The sequence below is a fragment of the Paraburkholderia sp. GAS206C genome (assembly GCF_050435645.1).
Lineage (GTDB): Bacteria > Pseudomonadota > Gammaproteobacteria > Burkholderiales > Burkholderiaceae > Paraburkholderia > Paraburkholderia phenazinium_B.
In genome coordinates this window covers 36,662-62,998 of the sequence record NZ_JBNDKR010000010.1, presented here as the reverse complement: position 1 = coordinate 62,998, position 26,337 = coordinate 36,662, and the positions used below count along the sequence as shown (strand labels likewise).

24 protein-coding genes are annotated in these 26,337 nt (G+C 63.3%); 13 read left to right on the top strand and 11 right to left on the bottom strand.

Annotated features, from left to right (window positions below; all coding sequences use genetic code 11):
- Positions 1–4: 4 nt before the first annotated feature.
- On the top strand, positions 5–1,189 hold the full coding sequence (locus P3T20_RS27030; RefSeq protein WP_429288354.1) for an acetate/propionate family kinase: 1,185 nt from the start codon (positions 5–7) through the stop codon (positions 1,187–1,189).
- Here the strand turns inward: P3T20_RS27030 and P3T20_RS27025 are convergent.
- Complete coding sequence (locus P3T20_RS27025) at positions 1,186–1,704, bottom strand: BON domain-containing protein (protein ID WP_074264621.1); 519 nt, start codon at positions 1,702–1,704, stop codon at positions 1,186–1,188. The genes P3T20_RS27030 and P3T20_RS27025 overlap by 4 nt on opposite strands.
- A gap of 202 nt (positions 1,705–1,906) precedes the next feature.
- Between P3T20_RS27025 and P3T20_RS27020 the strand changes: the two genes are divergently transcribed.
- The 3 genes from P3T20_RS27020 (at position 1,907) to P3T20_RS27010 (ending at position 4,569) form a co-directional block, all read left to right on the top strand.
- Positions 1,907–3,061, top strand: coding sequence for an acyl-CoA dehydrogenase (locus P3T20_RS27020; protein ID WP_429288353.1), 1,155 nt, complete (start codon positions 1,907–1,909; stop codon positions 3,059–3,061).
- A 108-nt stretch (positions 3,062–3,169) separates the two neighbouring features.
- Complete coding sequence (locus P3T20_RS27015) at positions 3,170–3,769, top strand: class I SAM-dependent methyltransferase (RefSeq protein ID WP_429288352.1); 600 nt, start codon at positions 3,170–3,172, stop codon at positions 3,767–3,769.
- Complete coding sequence (locus P3T20_RS27010) at positions 3,766–4,569, top strand: glycosyltransferase (RefSeq protein WP_429288351.1); 804 nt, start codon at positions 3,766–3,768, stop codon at positions 4,567–4,569. The genes P3T20_RS27015 and P3T20_RS27010 overlap by 4 nt, the downstream gene beginning before the upstream one ends.
- Here the strand turns inward: P3T20_RS27010 and P3T20_RS27005 are convergent.
- Together P3T20_RS27005 and P3T20_RS27000 are read right to left on the bottom strand one after the other, a co-directional pair.
- On the bottom strand, positions 4,550–5,062 hold the full coding sequence (locus P3T20_RS27005) for an ankyrin repeat domain-containing protein (RefSeq protein ID WP_429288496.1): 513 nt from the start codon (positions 5,060–5,062) through the stop codon (positions 4,550–4,552). The two genes, P3T20_RS27010 and P3T20_RS27005, sit on opposite strands and share 20 nt — an antisense overlap.
- A gap of 97 nt (positions 5,063–5,159) precedes the next feature.
- Positions 5,160–5,894: an SH3 domain-containing protein gene (locus P3T20_RS27000; RefSeq protein ID WP_429288350.1), complete on the bottom strand. Its 735-nt coding sequence runs from the start codon at positions 5,892–5,894 to the stop codon at positions 5,160–5,162.
- A 456-nt stretch (positions 5,895–6,350) separates the two neighbouring features.
- On the opposite strand from P3T20_RS27000, the gene P3T20_RS26995 reads away from it, so the two are divergent.
- A complete protein-coding gene (locus P3T20_RS26995) occupies positions 6,351–6,497 on the top strand; it encodes a DUF3096 domain-containing protein (protein ID WP_074264617.1) in 147 nt (48 codons plus the stop codon).
- Between the two features lie 54 nt (positions 6,498–6,551).
- Here P3T20_RS26995 and mdtD read toward each other — a convergent pair whose 3' ends face one another.
- Positions 6,552–7,952, bottom strand: coding sequence for a multidrug transporter subunit MdtD (gene mdtD / locus P3T20_RS26990; RefSeq protein ID WP_429288349.1), 1,401 nt, complete (start codon positions 7,950–7,952; stop codon positions 6,552–6,554).
- A gap of 196 nt (positions 7,953–8,148) precedes the next feature.
- Between mdtD and P3T20_RS26985 the strand changes: the two genes are divergently transcribed.
- Both P3T20_RS26985 and P3T20_RS26980 read left to right on the top strand, forming a co-directional pair.
- The gene (locus tag P3T20_RS26985; RefSeq protein ID WP_074264615.1) at positions 8,149–9,009 is read left to right on the top strand and encodes a LysR family transcriptional regulator; all 861 of its coding nucleotides are present in this window, start codon (positions 8,149–8,151) and stop codon (positions 9,007–9,009) included.
- A gap of 39 nt (positions 9,010–9,048) precedes the next feature.
- Positions 9,049–10,074, top strand: a complete 1,026-nt coding sequence (locus P3T20_RS26980) for a D-cysteine desulfhydrase family protein (protein WP_429288495.1) — start codon at positions 9,049–9,051, stop codon at positions 10,072–10,074.
- A gap of 21 nt (positions 10,075–10,095) precedes the next feature.
- On the opposite strand, the gene P3T20_RS26975 is transcribed toward P3T20_RS26980, so the two are convergent.
- The 5 genes from P3T20_RS26975 to P3T20_RS26955 form a co-directional block, all read right to left on the bottom strand.
- A complete protein-coding gene (locus P3T20_RS26975; RefSeq protein WP_429288348.1) occupies positions 10,096–11,490 on the bottom strand; it encodes a hypothetical protein in 1,395 nt (464 codons plus the stop codon).
- Between the two features lie 189 nt (positions 11,491–11,679).
- Positions 11,680–11,865, bottom strand: a complete 186-nt coding sequence (locus P3T20_RS26970; protein ID WP_429288347.1) for a hypothetical protein — start codon at positions 11,863–11,865, stop codon at positions 11,680–11,682.
- Positions 11,866–11,913: 48 nt separating this feature from the next.
- Positions 11,914–12,804: a LysR substrate-binding domain-containing protein gene (locus P3T20_RS26965; protein ID WP_429288494.1), complete on the bottom strand. Its 891-nt coding sequence runs from the start codon at positions 12,802–12,804 to the stop codon at positions 11,914–11,916.
- Positions 12,805–12,902: 98 nt separating this feature from the next.
- On the bottom strand, positions 12,903–15,197 hold the full coding sequence (locus tag P3T20_RS26960; RefSeq protein WP_429288346.1) for an FdhF/YdeP family oxidoreductase: 2,295 nt from the start codon (positions 15,195–15,197) through the stop codon (positions 12,903–12,905).
- Between the two features lie 128 nt (positions 15,198–15,325).
- Positions 15,326–16,033: an MgtC/SapB family protein gene (locus P3T20_RS26955; protein WP_429288345.1), complete on the bottom strand. Its 708-nt coding sequence runs from the start codon at positions 16,031–16,033 to the stop codon at positions 15,326–15,328.
- Between the two features lie 216 nt (positions 16,034–16,249).
- On the opposite strand from P3T20_RS26955, the gene P3T20_RS26950 reads away from it, so the two are divergent.
- Positions 16,250–16,495, top strand: a complete 246-nt coding sequence (locus tag P3T20_RS26950; protein WP_074264609.1) for a DUF6723 family protein — start codon at positions 16,250–16,252, stop codon at positions 16,493–16,495.
- 182 nt (positions 16,496–16,677) lie between these two features.
- Positions 16,678–16,914, top strand: coding sequence for a hypothetical protein (locus P3T20_RS26945; RefSeq protein ID WP_429288344.1), 237 nt, complete (start codon positions 16,678–16,680; stop codon positions 16,912–16,914).
- Positions 16,915–16,927: 13 nt separating this feature from the next.
- Here the strand turns inward: P3T20_RS26945 and P3T20_RS26940 are convergent, their stop codons facing one another.
- Complete coding sequence (locus P3T20_RS26940) at positions 16,928–18,874, bottom strand: potassium transporter Kup (protein WP_429288343.1); 1,947 nt, start codon at positions 18,872–18,874, stop codon at positions 16,928–16,930.
- A gap of 229 nt (positions 18,875–19,103) precedes the next feature.
- Between P3T20_RS26940 and P3T20_RS26935 the strand changes: the two genes are divergently transcribed.
- Both P3T20_RS26935 and tkt read left to right on the top strand, forming a co-directional pair.
- On the top strand, positions 19,104–19,649 hold the full coding sequence (locus P3T20_RS26935) for a cupin domain-containing protein (RefSeq protein WP_429288342.1): 546 nt from the start codon (positions 19,104–19,106) through the stop codon (positions 19,647–19,649).
- 306 nt (positions 19,650–19,955) lie between these two features.
- Positions 19,956–22,028 carry a transketolase gene (gene tkt / locus P3T20_RS26930; protein ID WP_429288341.1) on the top strand — a complete coding sequence of 691 codons (2,073 nt, stop codon included), beginning with the start codon at positions 19,956–19,958 and terminating at the stop codon, positions 22,026–22,028.
- 98 nt (positions 22,029–22,126) lie between these two features.
- On the opposite strand, the gene P3T20_RS26925 is transcribed toward tkt, so the two are convergent.
- On the bottom strand, positions 22,127–23,197 hold the full coding sequence (locus tag P3T20_RS26925) for a hypothetical protein (protein WP_429288340.1): 1,071 nt from the start codon (positions 23,195–23,197) through the stop codon (positions 22,127–22,129).
- Between the two features lie 295 nt (positions 23,198–23,492).
- Here P3T20_RS26925 and P3T20_RS26920 point away from each other — a divergent pair, with 295 nt between their 5' ends.
- A complete protein-coding gene (locus tag P3T20_RS26920; RefSeq protein WP_429288339.1) occupies positions 23,493–24,557 on the top strand; it encodes a ligase-associated DNA damage response exonuclease in 1,065 nt (354 codons plus the stop codon).
- 10 nt (positions 24,558–24,567) lie between these two features.
- A complete protein-coding gene (locus P3T20_RS26915) occupies positions 24,568–26,274 on the top strand; it encodes an ATP-dependent DNA ligase (RefSeq protein WP_429288338.1) in 1,707 nt (568 codons plus the stop codon).
- Positions 26,275–26,337: the final 63 nt, after the last annotated feature.

Sequence of the window (26,337 nt, the reverse complement as noted above, 5' to 3'; positions counted from 1 at the left end):
GACGATGCCGGATACTACTGCGAAAAGCGAACCGACCATCCTGGTTCTGAATAGCGGCTCGTCGTCGCTCAAGTTTGGTCTGTTCAAGGCGGCTCACGCTGCCGGCGATTCGCAGGCCGATCAGGATGACGAAACGTTATTGCTCGAAGGCAGCGCGGAGGGAATCGGCCGACCGGACGGCAGCCTGAAGATAAAGACAGCCGACGGCACCGTGCTGCTGCAGAAAGACCAGGTGCTGGAGTCGCAAACCGATGCTCTGCAGAGTCTCGCCAGCGTGCTGGCGGACCATGGACATACGCGGCCGGTGGCAGTCGGCCACCGCGTGGTGCATGGCGGCCCGCATCTGCGCGAGCATCAGCTTCTCACACCGGAAGTCAGGCAGCGTCTGCAGGAGGCGGTGCATTTCGCGCCGCTGCATATCCCGCCCGCGCTTGCCTTGATCGATCAGGCACAGAAGATTTTCGGCGACGCGGCGCATTACGCCTGTTTCGACACCGCGTTCCATCGCACCATGCCGCGCGTGGCTACGCAGCTTGCGTTGCCGCGCCGCTATGCGCAGGCCGGCGTGATTCACTACGGCTTTCACGGTTTATCGTACGAATCGCTGGTGCGGCGTCTGGGCGCCGATCTGCCTTCGCGGGCGGTGTTTGCGCACCTGGGGAACGGTTCGAGCGTGTGCGCGTTGCGGGATGGGCGCTCTGTGGATACCTCGATGGGCATGACGCCAACCGGCGGCATGCCGATGGGCACGCGTAGTGGCGATCTCGACCCTGGGGTGCTGCTATACCTGATGCGCACCGAGCATCTCGATGCGGACAAACTTGAAACGCTGCTGACACGCCAGAGCGGTCTCGCCGGTTTTACCGACGGCGAGGGCGATATGCAGGCGCTGGAGAAACGCAGCGCCGCAGGCGATGGGGACGCAGAGCTGGCGGTCGAAGTGTTCGCGACGGCGGTGCGTAAATATGTCGGCGCCTACGCGGCGTTGCTCGGCGGGATCGATCTGCTGGTGTTTGCGGGCGGCATTGGCGAGCACAGCGCGGAGGTGCGGCGCCGCGTCTGTACCGGGTTGGAATTTCTCGGGTTGAAGGCCGACAATCCTGCGGGGAGGGTGCGCGTTCTTCACACCGAGGAGGAGCGGCAGATCGCCCGCCATTGCCGGACGTTGATGCAACACGAGAAGCGTTAGCCGCCGCGGCGCCCGCCGCCGCTTTTGTTGCTTTTGCCGGTTTTCGCAAGCCTGGGCCCGTTGTCACCGCTCGCCAACGTGATCTGGTCGGATACCCCTGTCACGCCGAACAGGCGGGTCACATCTTCCAAAGCGGCTGAACGCTGCTCGTCCCGGTCAACCTGACCCAGCAGCGCCACGTGCCCGCGTTCGATCTTTACCTTGAACAGGTCCTTTGGCAACCACGCGTCCCACGCGAGGCGCCTGAGCACTTCCACAGCGAGCTGGTCATCGTGCTGTATTTCGGAGTCAACACCGCGAATCTCGATGGCGACAACCACCGCTTTGACACCCTCCACCCGCAACGCAGCGCTTTCGGCCGCCTGCTTTTGCCCGGCGTGTTCGACGTAGCCAAGCAGGGTCACGACGCCGGCATCCACCGCGACGGCGGCTCGTCCCGCAGGCACATCCGCCGCGTTTAGCTCGAGCAGCACGGCGCGCTGCAACGCGTCGTCGTTCGAAAGGGCTCGTTTCATGGGACCTCGATCTCCTTGTCCGGCGTCGCCCTGCGTGGGGCGAAAGTGCGACAACCGGGTCTGTTTTCTCATTATGCGTTGTTCCCGCGAGCGGCGTCTTGCTCGTAGCCGCTACCTGCGGCACAGCGCTTGCTCGAACACAGCAAGCGCTGCGGCTCCTGAACGGCCGCGCCGACACATCGACGCGGCCAGGGAGGCCCTCATGTTAGATACCCGTATGCGTGCCGCGGATCACGAGGCGAAGCGGCGTGCCCAAAACGCCGTGTATGACGAAGATACGGTCGCCGCCCATCGTCAGGACTCTGTAAAAACTGCCGGCGCGGCGCTCGAAGATTTCCTGACTCATGCACGCTTCGACTCAGCGGATCCCGCCGCACTAGGCGTCATCCTGACGCAAATGATCGCAGCCGGTCATGACCGTTTGCCGTTGCCGGGCAGCGGCCACACGCTGGCCCGCTGGCGTGCGTTGGCGGCAGTCGCAGCGCGCGATCTCGGTCTCGTCAAACTGTTCGAAGGGCATACCGACGCCCTCGCGATCCTCGCCGAACTTAAGGCGCCTGCCGTGCCCCCCGGAAGTAGTTGGGGCGTATGGGCAGCCGAGGCGCCCGACGCCCGCTTGACCGCTACGCCGCTTGCAAACGGCCAATTGCAGCTGGATGGCGTCAAGGCATGGTGCTCAGGCGCACGCGCGCTCAGCCATGCCGTGGTGACCGCATGGTTGGGCGACGAGCCGGTGCTGGCCGCCGTCGCGCTAACCCAGCCGTCCGTTTCGATCTCTTCAGACCACTGGCAAGCCGTCGGCATGCGCGCGACCGAAAGCGGCGATGTCCGCTTCGAGCAAACCCGCGCCATTCAGATCGGCACGCCGCGCGACTACGTCAACCGCGCTGGCTTCTGGCAGGGCGGCGCGGGTATCGCGGCGTGCTGGTACGGCGCCGCCGCAGGCATCGCTCACATGATGGCCGACGCCGTAGCGGCTCGCCCCGATGCCCATCGTCTCGCGCACATGGGAGCGGTCGATGTCGCGCTGGCCGGTGCTGCGGCGGTGTTGCGCGCCACTGCCGCGCAGATCGACGCTCGCCCGCGCGCTGACGTCCAGATTGCGGCGTTACGCGCACGCCTGATTGTCGAGGCGGCGGCCACCACGGTCATGACCCACGCGGGCCGCGCGCTCGGCGCCGCGCCGCTATGCCGCAACGAGCGCTTTGCCCGCGCCATGGCCGACTTGCCGGTTTTCCTCAGACAGAGCCACGCCGAGCGCGATCTGGCCGCGCTCGGCGAGCGCGTGCTGTCGGAGCAAGCAGGCGGGAATGGTAATGCCGAATCCCGCGGAGACAACGGCGCGTGGTCGCTCTAGACAGCCCGCGCGATTCGCTTCAGAAAATGGCGGGACAAGCAGGATTGACGATTGATACAGAGCTGGCGCAACGAGCCAGACCTCGAGCTTTAAAACAAGGTGTCCGAAATGATTTCATCAGGCTGCTACTTCGACTCACTCTATGAAGCCTGCGACGACCCGTGGGGCTTTCGCAACCGCTGGTACGAGCGCCGCAAACGTCTGCTGACGATGGCGCTGCTGCCACGCGAGCGTTATCGGCGCGTCTTCGAGCCAGGTTGCGCAAACGGCGAGCTCTCGGCGCAGCTTGCTGCCCGTTGCGACAGTCTGCTCGCGACCGATCTCAACGAAACCGCGGTGCGCCTCGCAAGCGAGCGCCTCGAGGCGCTGCCACACGTGCTGGTCGAGCGCGGCAGCGTGCCCGACGACTGGCCGGCCGGCAGATTCGACCTGATCGTCATCAGCGAACTCGCGTATTACCTGAGCTCGCCAGAACTGGAGCGGCTAGCCGAATGCATCAAGGCGGCACTCTCGCCGGACGGCACCTTGCTGGCTTGCCATTGGCGCCGTCCCTTCGATGCGGCTCCACAATCGGCGGCATCCGTGCATGCGTTGCTCGATGCGCGCTGCGGACTTACACGGCTCGCGCGTCACGAAGACGCCGACATGCTGCTCGACGTCTGGTCGCCTGACCCGCGCTCGGTGGCCGAACAGGAGGGGCTGGCATGATCGGTATCGTGATTCCTGCCCATAACGAGGAGGCGTGGCTCGCGCGCTGCCTCGCGTCGATTCTCGAAGCGGCGCGCGATCCCGCACTGGGCGGCGAAGTGGTGCGAACGATTGTGGTGCTCGACGATTGCACCGATCGTTCCGCCGAGATCGCCACGTGTTGCGGCGTGGAGACGCTCGCGTTGCAGGCGCGCAATGTCGGCATCGCGCGAGGCGCCGGTGCACAGCGCCTGCTCGTGGCGGGCGCGCGCTGGCTCGCGTTCACCGATGCCGACAGCCGCGTTGCGCCCGATTGGCTGGCGGCGCAGTTGTCGCTCGCTGCGGATGCCGTGTGCGGGTCGATCTGCGTCGACGACTGGGCGGCGCATCCACAGCAGGTGCGCGACTACTTCCGCCAGACCTATGTCGACGCGGACGGCCATCGTCATGTGCATGGCGCCAACCTTGGCGTATCTGCGCAGGCGTATCGTCGGGCAGGCGGTTTCGCGCCGCTCGCCTGCAGCGAAGATGTGGCACTGGTGGAGCAGTTGCAGGCGAGCGGGGCATGCATCGCGTGGAGCGCCGCGCCGCGGGTCGTGACGAGTGCGCGGCGCGCAAGCCGGGCGCGCGGCGGCTTCGGCGATACGCTGTCCGCATGGGGCGTCAAGCTGGCCGAGCCGTTGTACGGCTATGAAAATTGTCCGGCTGCCGCGGCGGAGCCCTTGCAGCCGACGCCGTGCATGGAACCGTGCGAACTGGAGGAGGTTATCGAAATTCGCGATCCGTTCGACGACCCGTATCTCAAGACCTCGCCTTCGTAAGTTGCGCCGGCGTATCGGGCGCGCCCATGCGGTTGGCCGCGTCGAGCGGCGTTACGCCCGACGCGTCGCGCGCTTGCGGATTGGCGCCGTGGGCAAGCAGCAGATCGACGATCTCGGTGCGATTGAACATGGCCGCGATCATCAACGCAGTGCGGCCGTCCGGCGAGGCACCCTCGACATCCGCGCCGCCCGCGAGCAGGGCTTCGACAACCTCCTTGAAGCCCTTGAACGCCGCGCCCGCAATAGGGCTCTGGCCGTTGTCGTTGCGCAGATCAGGATCCGCGCCGTGTTCAATCAGGGTGCGCACCGCATCGGCGTGACCGTGATAGCTCGCCAGCATCAGCAGACTGTCGCCTTTCTCGTTGCGCAGATTGGGCGGCACCCCTTTGCCGATCACCGCCGCGAGCGTGGCGGCTTCACCGCGCCGTGCGGCGTCGAAGACTTCGCGTGCGACGTCGAGCAGGTCTGGATCGATGCCGCCATTAGCATCGATTGAAGAGGATTTGGGTTCGTCGTTCAAGGTGGACTCCGTGCAATGCGGTCGCAGCAGACGCGGGCGTTGCACGATTCGCATCGCCCGCCTGCTGCGCTCAAGGGTTCGGCTGCGGCTCGTGGCGCCCCTCGTTCGGTTGCGCGCGGCCCTGCGGTTGTTGCTGCGGCTGACCTTGCGGACGTGCCGGCATCTGGGCCGGCGGCCTGCCGCTGTTCTCGGGCGGTCTGCCACCGTACTGCTGCTGCGGTTGTCCCTGCGGCTGCTGCGGGGCGCCATGCGGTCCCGCATTCGGACGATACACCGGTTGACCTTGACCCTGCATCGGCGGCGGGTACGGATGGCCGCCGTTTGGGTAAGGCTGACCCGGGTGAGGCGGCGGCTGATACGGGCGTCCCTGGTAGCCGCCGGGCGGCCCGCCATGACGCCAGCGATCCCGATCGCCATACCACGGACGGCCGGCATAGTAGCGGCCCCAGTAGTCGTCGATCGAAAACACGATGATTGGCAGACCGATCACCGCGCCGTAGCTCTGCAGCGGCACTTCGTTGCCTTCGTACGCATACGTGAGGGAGTTGCCGTCGACCCAGCCGCGCAGATCGCCGAGCGCTACATCGCACCATTCGTAATCGCTGACGCAGTCGAACACCTCGACCGGCTGATTGGGCCCAAGGCCGGTTACTACCGGATAGTCGTCGCCGGGTCCTGCCATCAGGTTGATAGGTTGATTCGTGAGCGCATCCACCTGGGCGAAGGCGACGCAAGGAAAGGCGAGTACTGCGGCAAACGCCGCGCGGGTTGCCAGCTTGAGCGTGGCAGTGGGCCGGATTGGCATGAGAAACGCGCCTGAGGTCGCTGTAGTTGGTAGGTGATCAGCGTAGCAGATGGGCGACGCTTAGGCTGTAAGCGCGCGGGCCGTGGCAGCGCGAAATTGTGTGAATTTGAAACCGGGCGTAACGGCCGTGGGCTTCGGCCTGAAGCGGTGGCGTGCGTTGCATTGAAGTTGCACTGAACGTATCGCCGGCGTGGCCACAACGAGGCTCGCGCCGAGGCAGCGCTACAGGCGTTGATTCACCTGGCGGATTGATAAGACCATGCGTATACGTTACCGTCGCGCTACCGTCCGGAGCGGGCACGCCGCTTGCTGGCGCTTAGGCAGTCGCCTGAGCAGCCGCTCAAGCAACGCATGCCGTTGCGCGGGCGAACCCGCTGCATCTGCGGCAGCTGGCGCCGGAGGTTCGGTGGCTGCAGCCGTGCGGCATTTTCCGCTTTCGATCCTGGAGAAAAACACATGCATATCGTGACGAACGTGGGGCCGCTCGCGGCACTGATTGCGGGCATTCTGATTCTCGTGGTGCCGCGCCTGCTCAATTACATCGTGGCGCTGTATCTGATCATCATCGGCCTGCTCGGCCTGTTCGGCGACCACATTCGCTGATCGACATGGCCGCTGGACGCTCGTTGGCGTCCAGCGGCCATCATCCGCCGCGCGTCAGCGCACGGCACCGGATGCCGCACGGCCGACGTTGGCCGTAGCGAGCGGCGCTTCGTCGAGACGGCGAAATATCAGCGCCGACACCAGCGTAATCACACCCATGCAGACGAAGCTCAGACGGAAGCCCATCGCCGCCGAGCCGAGCTGTGCCGCGAACAGCTTCACCAAGCCACCGCCGATCGATACGCCAAGCCCCATCGCCAGCATCTGCACCATCGAAAACAGGCTGTTGCCGCTGCCCGCGTCCTCGTGAGAGAGACCCTTCAAGGTTACGCTGTTCATTGCGGCGAACTGCATGGAGTTACCGGCGCCGAACACGGCCAGCACGATAATTTCGACAAACAGCGGCGTGCCGCGCGAGATCAGTGCGAAGGCCACGATTGCCGCACCGACAATCACCGTGTTGACCAGCAGGAACATGTCATAGCCGTAACGCCGGATAAGCGGCGCGATCCAGCGTTTGGCCACGGTACCCGCGAGCGCGGCCGGCAACATCATCAAGCCTGAATGGAGCGGCGTATAGCCGAGCTGCAACTGCATCAGAAGCGGCAGCAGGAACGGCACCGCACTCGAGCCGACGCGGCACACCAGATTGCCGATCAGGCCGACGCTAAAGTTAGGTTCGCTAAACAGTTTGAGCTTGAACAGCGGATTGGCACGGCGCTTTGCGTAAGGCACATAGGCGAGGGCCGAGACGAGACCCAGCACGAACAGACCCGCGGCCCACGCAGCGCGATGGGTTTGTACCGGTGTCTCCACTGCGAGCGAGAACGCGATCATGCACAGCGAGAGCAGGGCGCAGCCCGCCAGATCGAACGGCGGCGCGGCCGAGGTCGTGCCGCGCGGCAGATAGCGGTGCACGGCAAAGAGCCCGATGGCGCCAATCGGCACATTGATCAGGAAGATCCAGTGCCACGAAATGGCCTCCACGAACCAGCCGCCCAGCGTCGGTCCGACAATCGGACCGACCTGGCCCGCCACGGAAATAAACGCCAGCGCCGATACATACTGCTCGCCGGACACACTGCGTAGCACGGCAAGCCGCCCGATCGGCAACAGCATCGAACCACCGACGCCTTGCAGTACCCGCGCAACCACCAGTTGTCCGAGCGTGTGTGCGCTCGAGCAGCACAACGAGCCGAGCACGAAGATCAGGATGGCCGCGAAATAAACCCGGCGCGTGCCGTAGCGGTCGGCGAGCCAGCCGGAGGCGGGCGTGAGCATCGCCATGGTGAGCGTGTAGGCGACGATCACCGGCTGCATGGCCAGCGGTTTTTCGTTCAGGCTGTGCGCGATCGACGGCAAGGCCGTGTTGACGATCGTCGTATCGAGCGACTGCATGAAGAAGCCGGCAGCGACGATCCATAGCAGCGCAGTCTGGGTTGAATCCTTACTCATGTGAACTTCTCGGGGATGCTGGGGCACCTCGCGCGCCTTGCACCGCAACAAGGCGGTGGGAGTCATTCGATGACGCAACTGACGACGCAAGCATTGGGCAATTAATCGGGATAGCGACATGATATTGACATATACGTCAATCGGGAACCCCACTAGGGACATTGACTGTTATCGGCATTGCCGATAACAATGACGCATGCTCAATCCCATCTGGCTCAAGACTTTTGCCGCTGTCGCCGCGTGTCACAGCTTCACGGAGGCGGGGCGGCAACTCGGCCTCACGCAGTCGAGCGTGAGCGAACACATCCGGCGGCTCGAACAGGAAATCGGCCGCCGGGTGTTCGTGCGCGATACCCACTCGCTCGCCATGACGCCCGATGGCGAGGCGATGCTCGCGCACGCCAGCGTGATCCTGCAGGCGCTGACGCGGGCCGAATCGCAGTTTCGAGCGCCGCGCCTGAAGGGCCGGGTGCGGCTCGGTTCGTCCGATGACGTAGCGCTCGGCCCGCTACCCACCGTGCTGGCGGCGTTCCGCAATGCCCATCCCGACGTGGAACTGGAAATCACCATCGGCATGACCGGCAGACTTTATGAACTGCTGGACGCGGGTTCGATCGATCTGCTGGTCGGCAAGCGGCGTCTCGGCGACCGGCGCGGCGTGCCGCTTTTCACCGGACGGCTCGAGTGGCTTGCGCGTACCGGTACGCTGGTGGACATGACGCAACCGCTGCCGCTGATCCTCGTGGCGGAGCCGAGCGTCACCCGCGCCGTGGTGCTGGATGCGCTCGCCGAAGCGGGTTTCAGCTGGCAGGTGGTATGCACGAGCAGCAGTCACTCAGGATGCATTGCCGCGGCACGCGGCGGCCTGGGCATTACCGTGCGGCCGCAATATCTGACGGCACGTGGCCTCGCGGCGCCGGTCAACAGTGCGAGCCTGCCGGTTTTGCCGGATGTGGAGTTCATCGCGCTTGCCGCCAGACGGCTCAGCCGCCCTGCGGGCACATTGCTGCAGTTGCTGCACGACAGCGATCTGCGTGGGACGTGGGTCGGCGAGTAGCGTGCTACCTTAAAGCTTCAGCCAACACGGAACTACATGATGTCGACCGCCTCTCCACTCGCACTCCACCGGTTTCCTCGTTTCAGCCTGCTCGAAGGAGCCACGCCTATCCAGCCTCTCGCACGCCTGAACCGGCAGCTTGGCGGTGTCGAAGTGTTCGTCAAGCGTGACGATCTGAACTGGCTTGGCGGTGGCGGCAACAAATTGCGCAAGCTCGAATTTCTGGTCGGCGAAGCCATCGCGCAGGGCGCAGACACGATCATCACGGTCGGCGCGCGCCAGTCGAACCATGCGCGCCTGACCGCGGCAGCGGCGGCGCGAGCCGGTCTGAAGTGCGAACTGGTTCTGACTCGACTGGTGCCGCGGTACGACGACGACTACCTCGAGAACGGCAATATCGTGCTGAATGGCCTGTTCGGCGCCCATGTGCACGACTTGCCGGGCGACGCGAATGCGCTAGCGTTTGCAGAAGAGCGCGCGACAGCTTTACGCGCCGAAGGACGCAAGGTGTATGTCTGTCCGTTGGGTGGATCGAGCCCGGCCGGTTGCCTCGGCTATGCGGATTGCGCGGCGGAAATCGTCGCGCAGTCGGAGCAGATGGGCGTTCCGTTCGATTACATCGTGGGACCGAACGGCAGTGGTGGCATGCACGCCGGCCTCGTGGCCGGGATGATCGCGCTGGGTCGTACCACGCCCTCAGTCATCGGATACGGTGTGTATGGTCCAGCCGAAGCCGCCCGCGCCGCGACCCTCGACAAGGCCAATCAGACGATCCGCCTGATCGATCCAACGCTCGGCGTGCCCAGTGAAGCGGTGGTTGTCGACGGCAGTCAGCTTGGCGACGGCTACGGGATCCCCACTGAAGCGATGCTGCGGGCGGTGCGACTGCTGGCCTCAACGGAAGGGCTTCTGCTCGATCCCGTGTACAGCGGTAAAGCTTTTGCGGGTCTGTTGCATGGAATCGAGACCGGCGCGTATCGCGCCGGACAGCGCTTGCTGTTCGTGATGACGGGTGGTTTGCCAGGGCTGTACGCCTATCGGAGCGCGTTCGAAGGTTCCAGATAACGGCCGGTGCGCGTCTCGGGCCTATCCGTTCAACCAGCGGATGGCATCGTCGACGACCGTATCCCAGTCTCCCGTTAACGTTTGGCGCAGTACGCTGACGTTATCCATCCAGGGCGTGATAGAGCCTTGGCTACCCCAGCGCCAGTCGCAGGAGACCGGTGTCAGCACAGCGGTGGGCTTGCCGATCATTGCACTGAGATTGGCAACGCCTGAGTCCACCGCAATGACCGCGTCCAGTTGTTCGATGCAGGCAGCTGTGTCCGCAAAATCTTCGATGCCCGGGTCGTATTGGCCAAGATCGCCCGACGGAATGCCGGCAAGCGGCTGAGCCGCGGGATGGTGCAGACTCACCAAGTGTATGTTGGGTTCGACTCGCGCATCGCTAACCAGGCGATTCACGGCAGCAAGCGGCAAGCTGCGCGCAGCAGCCCAATAGCGGTCAATGCTGCTGGCCTCGATAAAGTGACGTTGACTGCAATCCCAAAAGAGCCCGACCAGACGCTTCCCGGAGTGTTTCGCCCTCAGGGCTTGCACCCATCCGGCGGCAATATTTCGTTCTGTTAAGGGTGCCTGGATGTAGGGCGTAAAGTACGGCACGGGCGGCGTCGTGCGCGCTGCAGCCAGCACTGGCAGATGCAGCAATGTGATGTGCAGGTCTGGCGCGAAGGCCCTCACAGCATCCCGTAGCGCCTCGGGTAATGGGGCACCCCGATCGAGCGGGCGCTCTGCACTGACAACGGTGCATTGCGGCAACGCCGCTTTCATCAGCGCGTGAATCTGGCTGTCGCAACTGACCATAATGGTGGCGCCGGCCGCAAGCCAATGCGAAAGGCAGGAAAAGAGCAAAAACTGATCGCCGAAGCCTAGCTGATTCGTGACGAGCAGGCGCTTGCCACGCAGATCCTGTTCACCCGTCCAGCTGGGTACACCGTCTGGTCGATAACTGCCGCTGTTGTCCTGATTGCGCGCGAGCCAGTGGTTGAAACCCTGAGGCAGTCCAGTCTTGAGGAGGGCCTCGCCCAATAGGCGCTCGGCTACTGGGGCCAGAGGGGCGTTATCGGCCGCGGCCCCCTGCCATGCGCGCCGCAACATGGGGATGCCGCGCTCGAAGTCGCCTGCCATCTCAAGACTATGTCCAAGATTCAATTGATAGAAAGTGGTGTTCCAAGGCAGCGACGCGTAGTGAAGCCAGGTTGCGATGGCTTCGAAGTGCCGCCCGAGTAACGTCAGGCAATGCGCGCGCAGGCAGACGAATTCAATGTTCCGGGGATCCAGCGTTAATGCCTTCTCGGCCCATGGCAACAATTCACCGTCACGCTTAAGCTCGATTAGCGCGAGACAAATGTCTTTTAGAGCAGCCAGATCTTCTGGTGCTAGCGCGTGCGCTGCTAACGCCCTTTGCAATGATGCGTCCATTTGTTTACTTATTTATCGATTTATCGGACTCAGCCGAGCAAGCGTCAAATGATAGCGCCGCGCCATAAAAAATCATGGCAAATCTATTATGTTTTACGACAACCGAAAATTCAAAAAAACCGGGGGTTATTCTGCAGGACTGATTGATGCCGCGTCTCGCACGCCGATGCGCGGCATCCATTGGCTCTTTTAGCGCGAATCGCCGTCATGATGCGGGTCGTGCTTATCCTTTTGCTGCACTTCCTTGGGCTCAAGCCGCGTCTTGCCGCCCGTCGACGGTGCGTCGCTTGCCGGGAAACTGTCTTCCACGGCCTGATCGATCTGCGCTTCGCCCTTGTCGGCGTGCGGATGCTTCTCGGTGTGCTGCTTCGACATGGTGTGCTCCTTGACTTGAACGATCCGGATCAACGATACGGGTCAAGGTTAAGCAGCAAGCCGCATGCCTCGCGCTTCCGCGAGAATCCAGTCGCGGAATAACTCCATTGCCGGCGCCATGTGCCGCGATTTCAACCGGGTCAGCCAGTAGCTGCCGGTGCTCACTTCAGTGTCGAACGGGCGCATCAGCAGCCCGTTTTGCAGTTCGCGTCCGAACATGCACGGCGGTGCGAGCGCTACGCCCGCGGCTTGCATGGCGGCTTCCACCATCAGTCGCGACGAGTCGAACACCGGACCGTTGATCGTCCACGGCTCGAGTCCCGCGGCGTCGAGCCAGAGGGTCCATTCATCGGCACGATATGAACGCAGCAGCGTTTCCTTGACGAGGTCGCGAGGCGTGGCGAGCCGTCTGGCAATCTCCGGCGCGCACAGCACGCTCAGCGGAGCGTCGAGCAGCAATTCGTTGTGAGTGCCAGGCCAGATTCCTTCGCCGAAGCGGATCGCGAAGTCGAGCCCCTCCGCGGCGAGATCTACAAGATTGTTGTGGGTCAGCAGCCGCAACTCGACAAATGGATGTGCGTCACGAAACGATTTGAGCCGTGGCATCAGCCAGCCGACCGCGAACGTGCCGACTACTCCCACTGTGAGCACCTCGTGGAAATGCCCGCCCTCGAACTGCTTGAGCACGCTTTCGATGCGTCCGAAGGCGTCGCTCAGCACCGGCAGGAGCGCCCGGCCTTCGTCGGTAATGCCGAGCCCGCGCGGCAAGCGCTTGAACAGCGTCGTGCCGAGCCGCTCTTCGAGCATGCGCACCTGCTGGCTGACGGCCGCCTGCGTGACGTTGAGTTCGAGCGCGGCGCGCGTGAAACTCAGATGGCGTGCCGACGATTCGAACGCGCGTAGCGCGTTAAGTGGGAGATGGGGACGCATACGATCCAGACCAAGATTTTCTTTACCCTGGGTCGGATTATCGCCGTTTGTGAGGCGCTCGCAAAGGTGAAACCGTCGCGCTCTGCCGCAACGCCAGCCTGCAGCCGTTAGCCACCACTCGACTTACGCAGACGCACCGGAATCGACTTCGCCGCCGGCACGAGGCTCGATTTCGCGTGGTGGTAAAGCGGGATCAGCGGATTGCATTCCGGGTAGTAGCCCATCATGCAGCCCTGTGGAATATCGAACGCATGCACGCGCATGCCGTCGAGTTCGCGCGCGATGCCGTCGTTCGACACCGTGGAAATACGCACCGCGTCGCCTTCTGCAAAGCCGAGCCGCGTCAGGTCGTCACGATGCATCAGCAGCACTTCGCGCGTGCCGGTCACGCCGCGAAAGCGATCGTCCAGACCGTAGACCGTGGTGTTGAACTGGCTGTCGCCGCGAGTCGTCATCAGACGCAGCACATCCGGACCGGTGGACGGCATATCCGCGTCCTCATCGAGCGTCTCGGGTACGATGAAATTCGCCTTGCCATTGGGCGTTTTCCACTTCCGCTCGCAGGCGGGAATGGGACGGTGAAAGCCACCCGGTTGCCAGAAACGCTCGTTGAAATCGCGGAACTGGTCGGGATAGGTCTGCTCGATAGCGTCGCGAATCTTTGCGTAGTCGTCCACCCACGCATCCCAGTCGACCCGTGGATTGCGCGGCAGGAGTGCGTTGGCCAAGCCCGCGACAATGGCCGGTTCCGAAAGCAGCATCTCGCTCGCCGGCTCCACGTAACCGTGCGAACCGTGAATGCAGGCCGTGCTGTCTTCGACGCTAACCGCCTGGTCGCCGCTCGCCTGGCGGTCGATCTCGATGCGTCCAAGGCACGGCAGCAGATACGCGACCTCGCCGTGAATCAGATGGCTGCGGTTGAGCTTGGTCGCAATCTGCACGGTGAGCCGCACCTTGCGCCACGCCGGGTCCATCACATGATGATCGGGGGTCGCGACCTGGAAGTTGCCGCCGAGTCCGATGAAACCTTTTACCTTGCCATCGAGCACACCGCGACACGCTTCAACAGTGCTCATGCCTTTATCGCGTGGCGGCTCGAAGTCGTACAGTTCCGCAAGCCTGTCGAGCGGGGCGAGTTCCGGCTTCTCGGTGATGCCCACGGTACGCTGTCCCTGGACGTTCGAATGGCCGCGAATCGGACAGATGCCTGCACCGGGGCGCCCGATATTGCCGCGTAACAGCAGCAGATTGGTGAGCATCTGCACGTTATGCACGCCGCTGCGATGCTGGGTAATGCCCATGCCGTACAGCACGATCACCGCTTGGGCGCGGGCGTATTCGCGAGCGGCTGCTTCGAGCGTGGCGCGGCTCAGATGCGCGTGGCCTTCAATCTCTTCCCAGGTCGTTACACGCATGGCCGCGGCAAACTCGTCGAAGCCATGCGTGTGCTCGGCGATAAAGGCGGCGTCGAGCACGCGCGGGGCGCCGCTCCGCTGTGCTTCGTCATCCCATTCGATCAACAGTTTGCACAGCCCTGCAATCGCCGCGGCGTCGCCGCCTATTTTGACCTGGTGATACTGGGTGCTGATTTGTGTCGCGCCGGGTGTCAGCATCTCGAGTGGTGACTGCGGATTGGCGAAGTCGACGAGGCCGCGCTCCCTGATCGGATTGAACGTGATGATTTCCACGCCGCGTTTGCGCGCATCCTGCAACTGGTGCAGCATGCGCGGCGCGTTGGTGCCGGTGTTATGGCCGAAGAAAAACAGGCAGTCGGCTTTCTCGAAGTCGGCGAGCGTAAAGGTGCCGACCGGCGCGCCAATCGCCGGCACGAGACCCACGGAGGTGCTCTCGTGGCACATGTTCGAGCTGTCCGGCAGATTGTTGCTGCCATACATGCGCGCGAGAAGCTGATACATGTACGAGGTTTCAAGCGAAGCGCGACCGGACGCGTAAAACACCACTTCCTTCGGATCCATCGCGCGAAGCTCGCTGGCGATGTCGGCAAACGCATCCTCCCACGTTGTGGGGACGTAGCGATCGCTAGCCGGGTCCCAGCGCATCGGCGCGCCGAGCCGTCCTTGCGATTCAAGTTCAAATCCGGACCACGACTCCAGCTCGCTCAGCGTATGAGTCTCGAAGAACTGAGCGTCGACACGTTTGTTGGTGATCTCCCAGGCCGTGGCCTTCGCGCCGTTCTCGCAGAACTCGAACAGGTGTGGGTCGGCGGGCTTTGCCCATGAACAGCTTACGCAGGCAAAGCCGTCCGGTTTGTTCTGGTGCATGAGCACCTGCGCGCCGTGCAGTGCGACGTGCTCCTGAACCAGGATCGAGGCCACCGCCTTCACCGAGCCCCAGCCGCCTGCGGGGTGCGAGTACTCCTTGATGGGGGCATCTGTGCTCATACTGGCTCCTGGACATTGGGTTGGATGCAAGACATCGGCGCAAAAAGATCCGCAAGAAATGGGCCGCTGAGCTTGATCAAAGACAGGGACAACCGCGTTGCACGTGTATCGAGAATGCCCCACCTCCGTCAGTCGTCGATCGACCACTCCGCGGGGTGCACGCTCGTGCTCGCCATGTGTGCCATCGCCCGCTCGACTGTGTCATTGCGTTCGGGAGCGTGCCAATGCACCTGGAAGCGCTCTTCGAGGACACCGCTTGCCGGATCCACCCGCAAACCGCGCGACGCCACCCGGCAATGCAGGCGTTCGAGTTCATCCAGCCATCGGGCCCGTTCGCGGCAGGCAACGTCGTAGCGGATGGTGAGCGAAGCACGCAGGTTGCGCGGCAGCCGGTGTTCGATTTTTGCGAGCGCGCTCAGCACGAACATCCCGAGCACGATCCCGATCACGGCGAGCGCAATCTGCCCGCCGCCGGCGCACAACCCCACCACGGTGACGAACCACAACGTTGCTGCCGTTGTCAGCCCGGTGACCAGACCGTCCTTGCGCAGGATCGCGCCCGCACCGATAAAACCGACGCCGGAGAGGATGCCGAGCGGCAGACGCATGAGGTCGAGCACCGCGAACGAACCTTCGGGCTTGCCGGCCTGCGAGAGCAGCACGTTCATCTGCAGCATCGCGAGGCAAGCGGCGAGACATACGAGCATGGTGGTACGCAGGCCCGCTGCCTTGCCCGATTCGCCGCGATTCAGGCCAAGCAGTGCGCCGGCCAGCAACGCCACCGCAAGCCGGATGGCGAGATCTTGCCAGACTGGGATGAACGGCATTGACGTCATGAAGATGATTTCCGCTGAACGAAAATTTGCGCGAGGGCGTAACCCTGCGGATGCAACGCGCATGCCATACAGGGGCTAAACGGGCTCGTCGCGATCTTTCGTCATGCTCAGGAACAGCCGTTGCTCGGTGCTCGTTAAACGCTCCCACGCGCGAAGCTGACCGCTGAGCGCAAAGGGATGCGGCGAAGAAAGCCTCTATACAGGGAAGCATGAAGAATGGCGCGACACAAAGCCGACGTAGCCGATGACGAGTTTGAAATCTTCGCGAGTTACCACAGCACGGGAGACGGTCGATATATCGGTGGCCTAAAGGTTATCCGCAAGGCCGACCGGAGAATCCTGTTTCCATTCGAAGGCGCACCGCAGATCGGACCCTACGAAAGCGCGGATGAAGCGCGTCATGCCGCGATTGAATACGGCCGCTCGATTGTCGCGGCGGATCGTGCTGCGCCTGAGCCTTGATTTCCGTGTCCGATACGCGGATCGTCGCAATCGCAATCGGGGAGGCGGCCACGCCGTTCTCCTTTTTACAAAGTCGATGAGGAATTTGCTGCAACCCCCGTGCCTGGTTTGCCGCTTTCTGGCGAGATAAAGCGGTCCGGTTGTTGCTGCGATGCTCATGTCGTCATCTACAGGAGGTTGTGATGCAACACGATACGAAGCCCCAGAATGCAGGACCGCGCGATGAGGATAAGTCGCGAGGCGATACCCTTACGGCGGCACAAAAGGAAGAGGCGGAGCGTACCGATCCGGCGCGCACGCGCCAACGTCCGAAGCAGACTGCGGAGGTGCCGCTCGGCACGGGTGAGCGTAGCGAGCCACCCGGAGGCGGTGGCCGCGAGGCACAGCAGGTGTCACCGGACAAGCAGCGCGGTCATTGATTCACAGCAGCGCTCACAGCACCACTTGCACTCCGAGTTCCACCACGCTGTCGCCATCTAGCCCGTAGTACTCGGCGCTCGATGCCGAATGAAACGACATCGCAGCAAATAGGGATTTGCGCCAGTCCCGCATGGCATCGCCGTGATGTCCCTTGACGACTTCTTCGCGCGGCAAAAAGAACGTGGTGTGCTTCGGCTCGTAGCGCCAGTCGCCGAGCCGTCCGTCGAGCGAGGCGAGCAACGTGGGCAGATTGGGCCGCTCCACAAAACCATGCCGTGCTACGACCTCGTAGCAGCCGTTGCCGAGGTCACGCGTCTCGATACGGGTCTTTTCGTCGACCCGGGGAGCGGATTCCGAGAGATTGGTGAAGAAGATCGAGGTCCGATGCAGCACGCGGTTATGGCGCACGTTACTGTGCAGCGCGGCCGGTGTCATGCCGCGCAGATTGCCCGGGTAGACGGCCGTGCCCGGCACACGTGCGAGCGGTTCCGCATCGCCCAACGCTTCAGCCAAAAAGGTCTCCAACGTCGCCGTCTTCGCGGCGCGCTGCGCCTCTGCCTCACGGCCGCGCTGCCAGGTGGTCATGAGCACGAACATCACCGCGCCGATCGTGACTGGAAACCAGCCGCCTTGCGGAATCTTGGGCACGTTGGCCGCTACCAGCAGGCCGTCTACCACCAGCAACGGCACGCTGACGGCCGCCATCGCAAGGCGCGGCCAATGCCAGACATGTCGCGACAGGCTGATCATCTGGATCGTGGTGGTCAGCATCGTCAGACCGACGGCAATGCCATAGGCGGAAGTGAGCTTCGCGGACGAGCGAAACGCCAGCACCAGAAACATCACCGCCGCAAACAGGATCAGGTTGACGGCCGGCACATACACCTGGCCGCGGTGCTCACGCGAAGTTTCCACCACGCGCATGCGTGGCAGAAAGCCGAGCTCGATTGCCTGACTCGTCATCGAAAAAGCGCCGGAGATCACCGCCTGCGACGCGATCACGGTGGCAAGCAGCGCAATCACGATAGTCGGAATCAGTGCCCAGCCTGGCGCCATCGAGAAGAACGGCTGGTCCTTCGGGCCGGCCTCGTAAAGCTGCGTGGCGCCCTGGCCGAAATACCCGAGGATGATGGAAGGAAACACCACCATCAGCCACGCCACGCGAATCGGACGGCGTCCGAAATGGCCGATATCGGCATACAGCGCCTCCGCGCCGGTCAGCGCGAGAATCACCGCGCCGAGGATCACGAAGGCGATCGTCGGGCGTTCCTGCACGAGGTGCATCGCCCACCACGGTGACAGCGCGCTCAGGACCTGGGGATGCTGCGCGATCCGGTAAATGCCAAGCGCAGCGAGCCAGAGAAACCACAGCGTCATGACCGGACCGAACCACCGTCCGACCGTCGACGTGCCGCGCTTCTGGAACAGGAAGAGCGCAATCAGGATCGCGACAGCGCCGGGCACGACGAGCGGGGCTAATGCATGATCGATCTGCGGTAGCCCTTCGGCCGCGGACAGCACGGAAACGGCGGGCGTAATCATCGAATCGCCGTAGAACATCGCCGCACCGAACAGGCCGACGAGCAGCAGGATACGGGGCGCCGGCTTGCCGTCCCTGTCGCAGCCGGCGCGCACCAGCGCCGTGAGCGCGACGATACCGCCTTCGCCCTGGTTGTCCGCACGCATCACGTAGCAGACGTATTTCAGCATCACCACGATCACGACGGCCCAGACAATGGTCGACAGGACACCCATGACGATCAGTGGCGTGCTGGCGCCGGCATCGAGCACCCCCTGGCGGAACGCATAGATGGGGCTGGTGCCGATGTCGCCGAATACCACCCCAAGCGAACCCAGCACGAGGCTCGAGGTGCCGGGGCGATGATGGGGTTGGTCGGTGCTGCGTTTAGCAGCAGCGTCGCGGGCCGTCGGGCGAGACTCGGTGGAAGAAGTTGACATGGCGCGGCTTGCAGATCTCCTGTACGCACGGCGATTACCGGCATCAATGAAATGCGGTAGCAAGACGTGTTCCCTTGCATGAACGAACCTGTCCCCGCACGCCAGGGCGAGGGCGTCAAAGCAGGCTCATGGCGGCTCAGGCGAGCAAAGAAGGCGTACTCGCAACCCACAGAGCAGGCGCGGTTTGTGCGGCACAACGAGCGTTGCTGGACACATTCTGGAGTCGACCATGTATAACGATGCCGAATACGCGCGGGACGTCGCAAACGAACAGTACGAGGTTTTCACGCTGGATCCTCGCGAGTGGGTACCGAACAATTCCAGGCTGCCGGTCGTGATTTACCGGCGCGCCTTACGCGCCGACAGCGGCGACCTCGCGTCTGCCTTCGAGATTCTCTTCGAGCGTAACGACTGGCCGCCGCAGTGGCGCGACGGCATTTTCGACTATCACCATTTCCACGCCACTGCCCACGAAGTGCTGGGCATCGCCTCGGGTTCCGCCGAAGTGATCGTGGGCGGCCCCGGCGGACGCGTCGTGAAAGTCACCGCGGGGGATGCGCTGCTGCTGCCTGCAGGCACCGGTCACTGCCTGCAGGCCTTCTCGGGCCGTTTTCAGGTGGTGGGCGGCTATCCGGCAGGCCAGCAGTGGGATATTCGCCGCGACGCACTGACGCCCGCCGAGCGCGCAACCATGGAGGCGCTGCCGTTTCCGCCGCGCGATCCGCTCGACGGCACGCACGGTCCGGTCGTCGAACACTGGCTGCATGCTGCTTGAGTCTGTAGTCGCCGCAAGCTTTGAAAGCTGCGTGACGGCAGCAGGCAGGACATTGCGGCGATTGTTGCGCGGCCGCCGCCTAGTCGTTGCACGCCATACAGTTGGCTATTGCCGCATATCGGCGCATGATCGGACGGTTGGCCGCCACTGGGCCGTTTAAGATGGGCTGTCCCCATGCAGGGCGCCCGCAGCCGGCCGCCCCATGCCGGTCGCTCCGGGCAAGCCTCGCTTTCGGCCCGTTTCCGCAGGAATGTTCAATTGCCGCGCGTCACTTCGACGTCGCCCTTCGTAGAACAGGAGCTTCCCATGCAAAACAATCCCTCCCTCGATAAGCTGTGTATCGACACAATCCGTACGCTATCGATGGATGCCGTGCAAAAGGCGAATTCCGGCCACCCCGGCACGCCAATGGCGCTGGCCCCGGTCGCCTATCACCTGTGGCAAAACCATCTGCGCTATGACCCTGACGAGCCGCTGTGGCCCAATCGCGACCGCTTCGTGCTGTCGGTAGGGCACGCGTCGATGCTCTTGTATTCGCTTCTGCATCTCGCCGGTGTAAAGGCGGTCGACGACGACGGTAAACCGACTGGCAGACCCGCTGTATCGCTCGACGACATCAAGCAGTTCCGTCAACTCAACAGCAATACCCCGGGACACCCCGAATACCGCATGACGACCGGCGTCGAAACCACCACTGGACCGCTCGGCCAGGGCCTAGGCAATAGTGTCGGTATGGCCATGGCCGCGCGCTTCTACGAGACGCGCTTTAACCAGTCCGATGCGCCGCTGTTCGATTACCGCGTCTACGCGTTGTGCGGCGACGGCGACATGATGGAAGGTATCTCGCACGAAGCGGCTTCGCTCGCGGGCCATCTGCAGTTGTCGAACCTGACGTGGATCTACGACAGCAATCGCGTGACGATCGAGGGGCACACGGATCTCGCCTATAGCGACGACGTGGAAGCGCGTTTTCACGGCTACCACTGGCATACGGTCCACGTCACGGACGCGAACGATGCCGCCGCGCTCGAAGCCGCCTTCAACGAGGCGAAAAGCGTGACCGACAAGCCGACGCTGATCGTGGTGAACAGCATCATCGGCTGGGGCGCGCCGAAAAAGCAGGACACCTCGGCCGCGCACGGCGAGCCGCTCGGCGACGAAGAAGTCGCCGCCGCCAAGCGCTTTTACGGCTGGCCCGAAGACAAGAAGTTCTACGTGCCGGATGGCGTGATGGCGCGCTTCGCGGACGGCATCGGTGCGCGCGGCAAGGCGGCGCGTAGCGACTGGCTCGCGAAACTGGACACCTACGGCAAAAAGTATCCGGATCTCGCGCGCGAGTTCGCGCAGATCGAGGCGCACGAATTGCCGGATGGCTGGGACACCGATATTCCCACTTTCGAGCCGGACGCCAAAGGCATCGCCACGCGCGAGTCGTCGGGCAAGGTTCTCAATGCGATCGCCGCGCGTCTGCCGTGGCTCATTGGCGGCGCGGCCGATCTTTCGCCGTCCACCAAGACGAATCTGAAGTTCGAAGGGGCGGGCAGCTTCGAGCACGACAGCTACGGCGGCCGCAATCTGCACTTCGGGATTCGCGAGCACGCCATGGGTGCCGCGGTGAATGGCCTCGTGCTATCGAACCTGCGTGCTTACGGCTCGACGTTCCTGATTTTCAGCGACTACATGAAGCCGCCGATCCGGCTGTCGTCCATCATGGAAGTGCCGGCCATCTATGTGTTCACGCATGATTCGATCGGCGTCGGCGAGGACGGTCCGACGCACCAGCCAATCGAGCAGCTGGCGTCGCTGCGCGGCGTGCCGGGTCTGACTGTGCTGCGGCCCGCGGACGCCAATGAAGTGGCCGAGACGTGGCGCGTTGCGTTGTCGAGGCCGCGCCATCCTTCGTGCATCATTCTGACGCGTCAGCCGCTGCCGACATTCGACCGCAAAAAATACGGCTCGGCCGAAGGGGTGCGCAAGGGTGGCTACGTGCTGGCCGATGCCGCCGACGGCAAGAAGCCGCAAGTGCTACTGCTCGCAACCGGCAGCGAAGTGTCGATCTGCGTGGACGTCTACGAAAAGCTGAAGAGCGAGGGTATTGCCGCGCGGGTGGTGTCGATGCCGGCATGGGATATTTTCGAATCCCAGGACGACGCTTATAAGGACTCCGTGCTTCCGCCTGGTGTCGACGCGCGGGTTTGCGTCGAACAGGCCGCGGAACTCGGTTGGGACCGCTACGTGGGCCGGCTCGGGGCGAAGGTCGTGATGCATACGTTCGGTGCTTCGGCGCCGTTGAGCGAACTGAAGAAAAAGTTCGGCTTTACGCCGGAACATGTCTACGACGCGGCCAAGCAGCAGATTGCCCGGGTGCAGAAGAAGTAACTTCGCGCCCGGTGAGTCCGAAGGCATTCAGGTTGGCCTGGCAGTTGCAGGCCGCCTGAATGCTTTTTTATTGTGCCGCCAGCTTTTGATCAGCGTTCCTAATTTGCTGGAATCGTCACAACCGGAGCCTTGGTGCTGGTATCGGCCTCGGCGAGCGCCATCAGGTTCTGCACGACGGTGAAGGCGTATTTCGAATCGAAATCATTGCGCTCGACCCAATAGGCCGAGGCGCCATAGTTGACCACCACATAGGCATCTGCAGGCGGCTTTTCGCCCGAATGCACGATGATGGTAGGCCGCGTTTCTCCACCGATCAGGCCCACCGTCGGCTTGGTCGCACCGCTGCTGATCTGTTCGAGCGGCACCTGTACCTGCGCGCCGAGATCGGTCAGGATGCCGAGCACCGAACGGGTCACCATGGGGATCCGGTCTCCCCGTTCAGACGACGGTCCATAGACGATCTGATAGGTCCGTGTATTCGGCGCGAGATTCAGCAAACGGCGAACGCGCGCCAGGTCAGCGACGCTTTGCGGCGACACGCCGCTGGTCGCCGCGCTCATCGCCAGATAGACGCTCGCTTTGCCGTTCTCCTGGCGCGATTCCACGTTGAGCTCGCCTGCCATCTGCAGGCGTCTGAGAGACTGCAGCAACTCGAAGAAGCCCGGCGCGCCCGCGGCATTGTCGCCGCCGAGCGCGCTGCCGTTCTGCAGGCCGCCAATCGATTGCGCAGTGATCCGCAATAACAGATCGATCGGGATGCCGCCTTCGGCGAGCGGCAACACCAGTTCAGGTGCGAGCGGCCGGATGTAGGCCGAGGCGAATGCTTCGCCGGTGGTCGGCGAGAAGGTGAAGGTGGGGTGATTCGAGTAAGACACGCTGCCGGTCGCGAGCGCATAGTTCGGCTCGCTGCCCGAGCCGACGTTTCCGGTCGCGCCGATGGTCGAGTCGAACTGATAGGCCGCGATGATCGAGCTGACCGTCAGGAACGCGGGCGCATCGCCATAACGTAGTCCGACGACTGCGGCCAGGATTTCGCGTTTTTTTGCGTCGCCTAGCGCTCTCGCGTAATCGACCTGATCAGCTCTCAATCGGGTGGGACCCACATGTACGCATGCAGTGGTGAGGCAGGCTGTGCAGAGAACCGCGAGAACCGAGGCTTTTGTCATCATGGGAACGCGAGAGCGGAGCAGGCCGCGTGGGAAATTGGCATCCCAGGCGCAGTAGCAGAGCGTATGCCTGATCGAGGGTTTTTAGCGCAAGCGTCCGTGGTATCGGGATTCGGCGGTGCTGACAGGTAGCTTGCACCGCTGGAGGAAGCGTAGATTCCACAGATGAATGCAATATTTGCAGAGCGCGAAGTTCAGGGGGGAAACGGCTAACCAGCGATTCCTTTAGATTCCTTTAGACTGGGAGAAGGGAATGTCCAACGCTTCGTCAACTTCTCATTGCTTCCGAACCGACTCGATGCCAGCAACTCCTGCAGAGGATCTGATCGTTGCCCGTCCGCAGGGCCTCTATTCCCCGCCTGGCGATTTCTACATCGATCCCTGGCAGCCCGTCGACCGTGCGGTCATTACCCACGCCCACTCCGATCACGCCCGCTGGGGCCACACGCACTATCTCGCCGCTCGGCCAGGCGCGGGTGTTCTGTTATCAAGGCTGCCCGGTATCGATCTGCAAACCGCTGCATACGGCGAGCGTCTCGACATCAACGGCGTAATGGTCTCGCTGCATCCCGCGGGTCATGTACTCGGCTCCGCGCAGATACGCGTCGAACATCGCGGCCGCGTATGGGTCGCCTCCGGCGATTACAAACTCGATTCCGATCCCACCTGCGCCCCGTTTGAACCGGTACGCTGCGACACCTTCATCACCGAGTCGACGTTCGGACTCCCGATCTATCGCTGGGAGCCGCCGCAAACCGTGTTCGACAGCATCGACTCGTGGTGGCGGCATAACGCTTCAGAAGGGCGTGCGTCGGTGCTGTTCTGCTATTCGTTCGGCAAGGCGCAGCATTTGCTCGCGGGTGTCGACGCAGCCATTGGTCCGATTTTCTGCCACGGTGCGCTCGAGTCGATCAATAACGCGTATCGTGCCGAAGGCGTCGCGTTGCCGCCAGTTCGACTGGCCGGTGAAATTGCCGCGAAGGACAAAGCCGTCTTCAAACAGGCGCTCGTCGTCGCGCCCCCCTCGGCGCAAGGCAGCCCCTGGTTGAAGCGCTTCGGCGATTACAGCGACGCATTTGCATCCGGCTGGATGCGCTTGCGCGGCGCACGTCGCAGACGCGGCGTCGACCGCGGCTTCGTGCTGTCCGATCATGCGGATTGGGCCAGCCTGCACACCGCGATTCGCGAGACCGGTGCTGAGCGCGTGATCGTCACGCATGGCCAGGTGGAACCGATGGTGCGCTGGCTGCGCGAACAGGGCCTCGAAGCGGGCGCCTTCGCCACGCAGTACGGCGACGAGGCCCTCGAAGATGCCGCAAGCGCCGTCGAAGCCGCCACGCCAGCCGCATCCGATCCACCGTGAGCCGCGCGTCATGAAACGATTTGCTGCGCTTTACACCGCGCTCGATGCCACCACCTCGACGCACGACAAGCTCGAAGCGTTGACCACTTATTTCAGCGCGGCGGCGCCCGAGGATGCCGCGTGGGCGTCCTACTTTCTGGCGGGCGGCAAACCGCGGCAGTCGGTGCCGACGCGCCTGCTGCGAGAAATCGCCTGCGAGCGCGCAGGTTTGCCAGCGTGGCTCTTCGAGGAGTCGTACCAGGCGGTCGGCGATCTGGCCGAGACCATCGCGCATATTCTGCCGCCGGCGCAGCGCATCTCGGAGCTGGGGCTCACGCAGTGGATCGAGCAGCGCGTGCTGACCTTGCGTGGCGTCGCGCCCGAAGAACTGCGCACGCGGCTCCTCGCGTACTGGGACGAACTCGACTGGGGCGGGCGGTTTCTGCTGACCAAACTGATCGGCGGTGGCTTTCGGGTTGGCGTGGCACGGCAACTGGTGGTGCGTGCGCTCGCCGAAGTGGCAGGCGTCGATCACAAACGAATCGCACAGCGCATGGTGGGCTGGACCGATTCGCAACAAACACCCGATGCCGCACGCTACCTTCGCCTGATAGCGCCGGAGCCTAACCATGCAGCAAATGGCGACGCCACGAACGAGGCGGAGCAGGGCGCGCCCCTCGATGCAGCGAACGACAGCGACCTCGGTCTGCCGTACCCATTCTTTCTCGCGCATCCGCTGCAGGCCGAACCGCAGACGCTGGGCGACCCGCAACACTGGCAGATCGAATGGAAGTGGGATGGCATTCGTGCGCAACTGGTCAAACGTGCCGGCCAGGTATGGCTATGGTCGCGCGGCGAAGATCTGATCACCGCGCGCTTTCCCGAAGTCACCGCGCTGGGCGAAGCATTGCCGGATGGCTTCGTGCTCGATGGCGAGATTCTGGCATGGGAACCCGATGCATTGGCGCCGTTGCCGTTTGCCCGGCTGCAGCCGCGCATCGCGCGCAAAACCCTCACGAAGAAAATTCTCGCCGATTCACCCGCCGCGTTCCTCGCCTACGATCTGCTCGAAGCACAGGGCAACGATTTGCGCATGACGCCGCTCGCGCAGCGCCGCGCACAACTCGAAGCGCTGGCGGTTTCGCTGGACGGCTCGCAGATCCGCGATCTGCTGCGAGTCTCGCCATTGGTGGAGGCGCCCGACTGGACCGCGCTCGCACAGTTGCGCGACGAAAGCCGGGCCCGCGGCGTAGAAGGCTTGATGCTGAAGGAGCGTCAGTCGATGTACGGCGTGGGTCGCACCAAGGCCTCGGGCACGTGGTGGAAGTGGAAGATCGATCCCTACGCGGTGGATGCCGTACTGGTCTATGCACAACGCGGACACGGCCGTCGCGCGAGTCTCTACACCGATTTTACTTTCGCCGTATGGGACGAAGCCGATGGCGTGCGCACACTGGTGCCGTTTGCCAAGGCCTATTCTGGTCTCACCGATGAAGAGATGCGCCAGGTCGATGCGATCGTACGCAAAACGACGATAGAAAAATTCGGCCCTGTGCGCAGCGTGACGCCGACGCTCGTGTTTGAAATCGGCTTCGAAGGCATTCAGGCGAGTCCACGGCACAAGTCGGGCGTAGCGGTACGTTTTCCACGCATGCTGCGCTGGCGCACGGACAAGACGATCGAAGATGCCGATTCGCTGGCAATGTTAAAAGGCTTTATCGACGATCGCTCCGCCTGACGCGAACCCACTCGGGATTTTCCCTGAGAGCCATGCCAGATGCGTGGCGTGATGGCTCTGGTT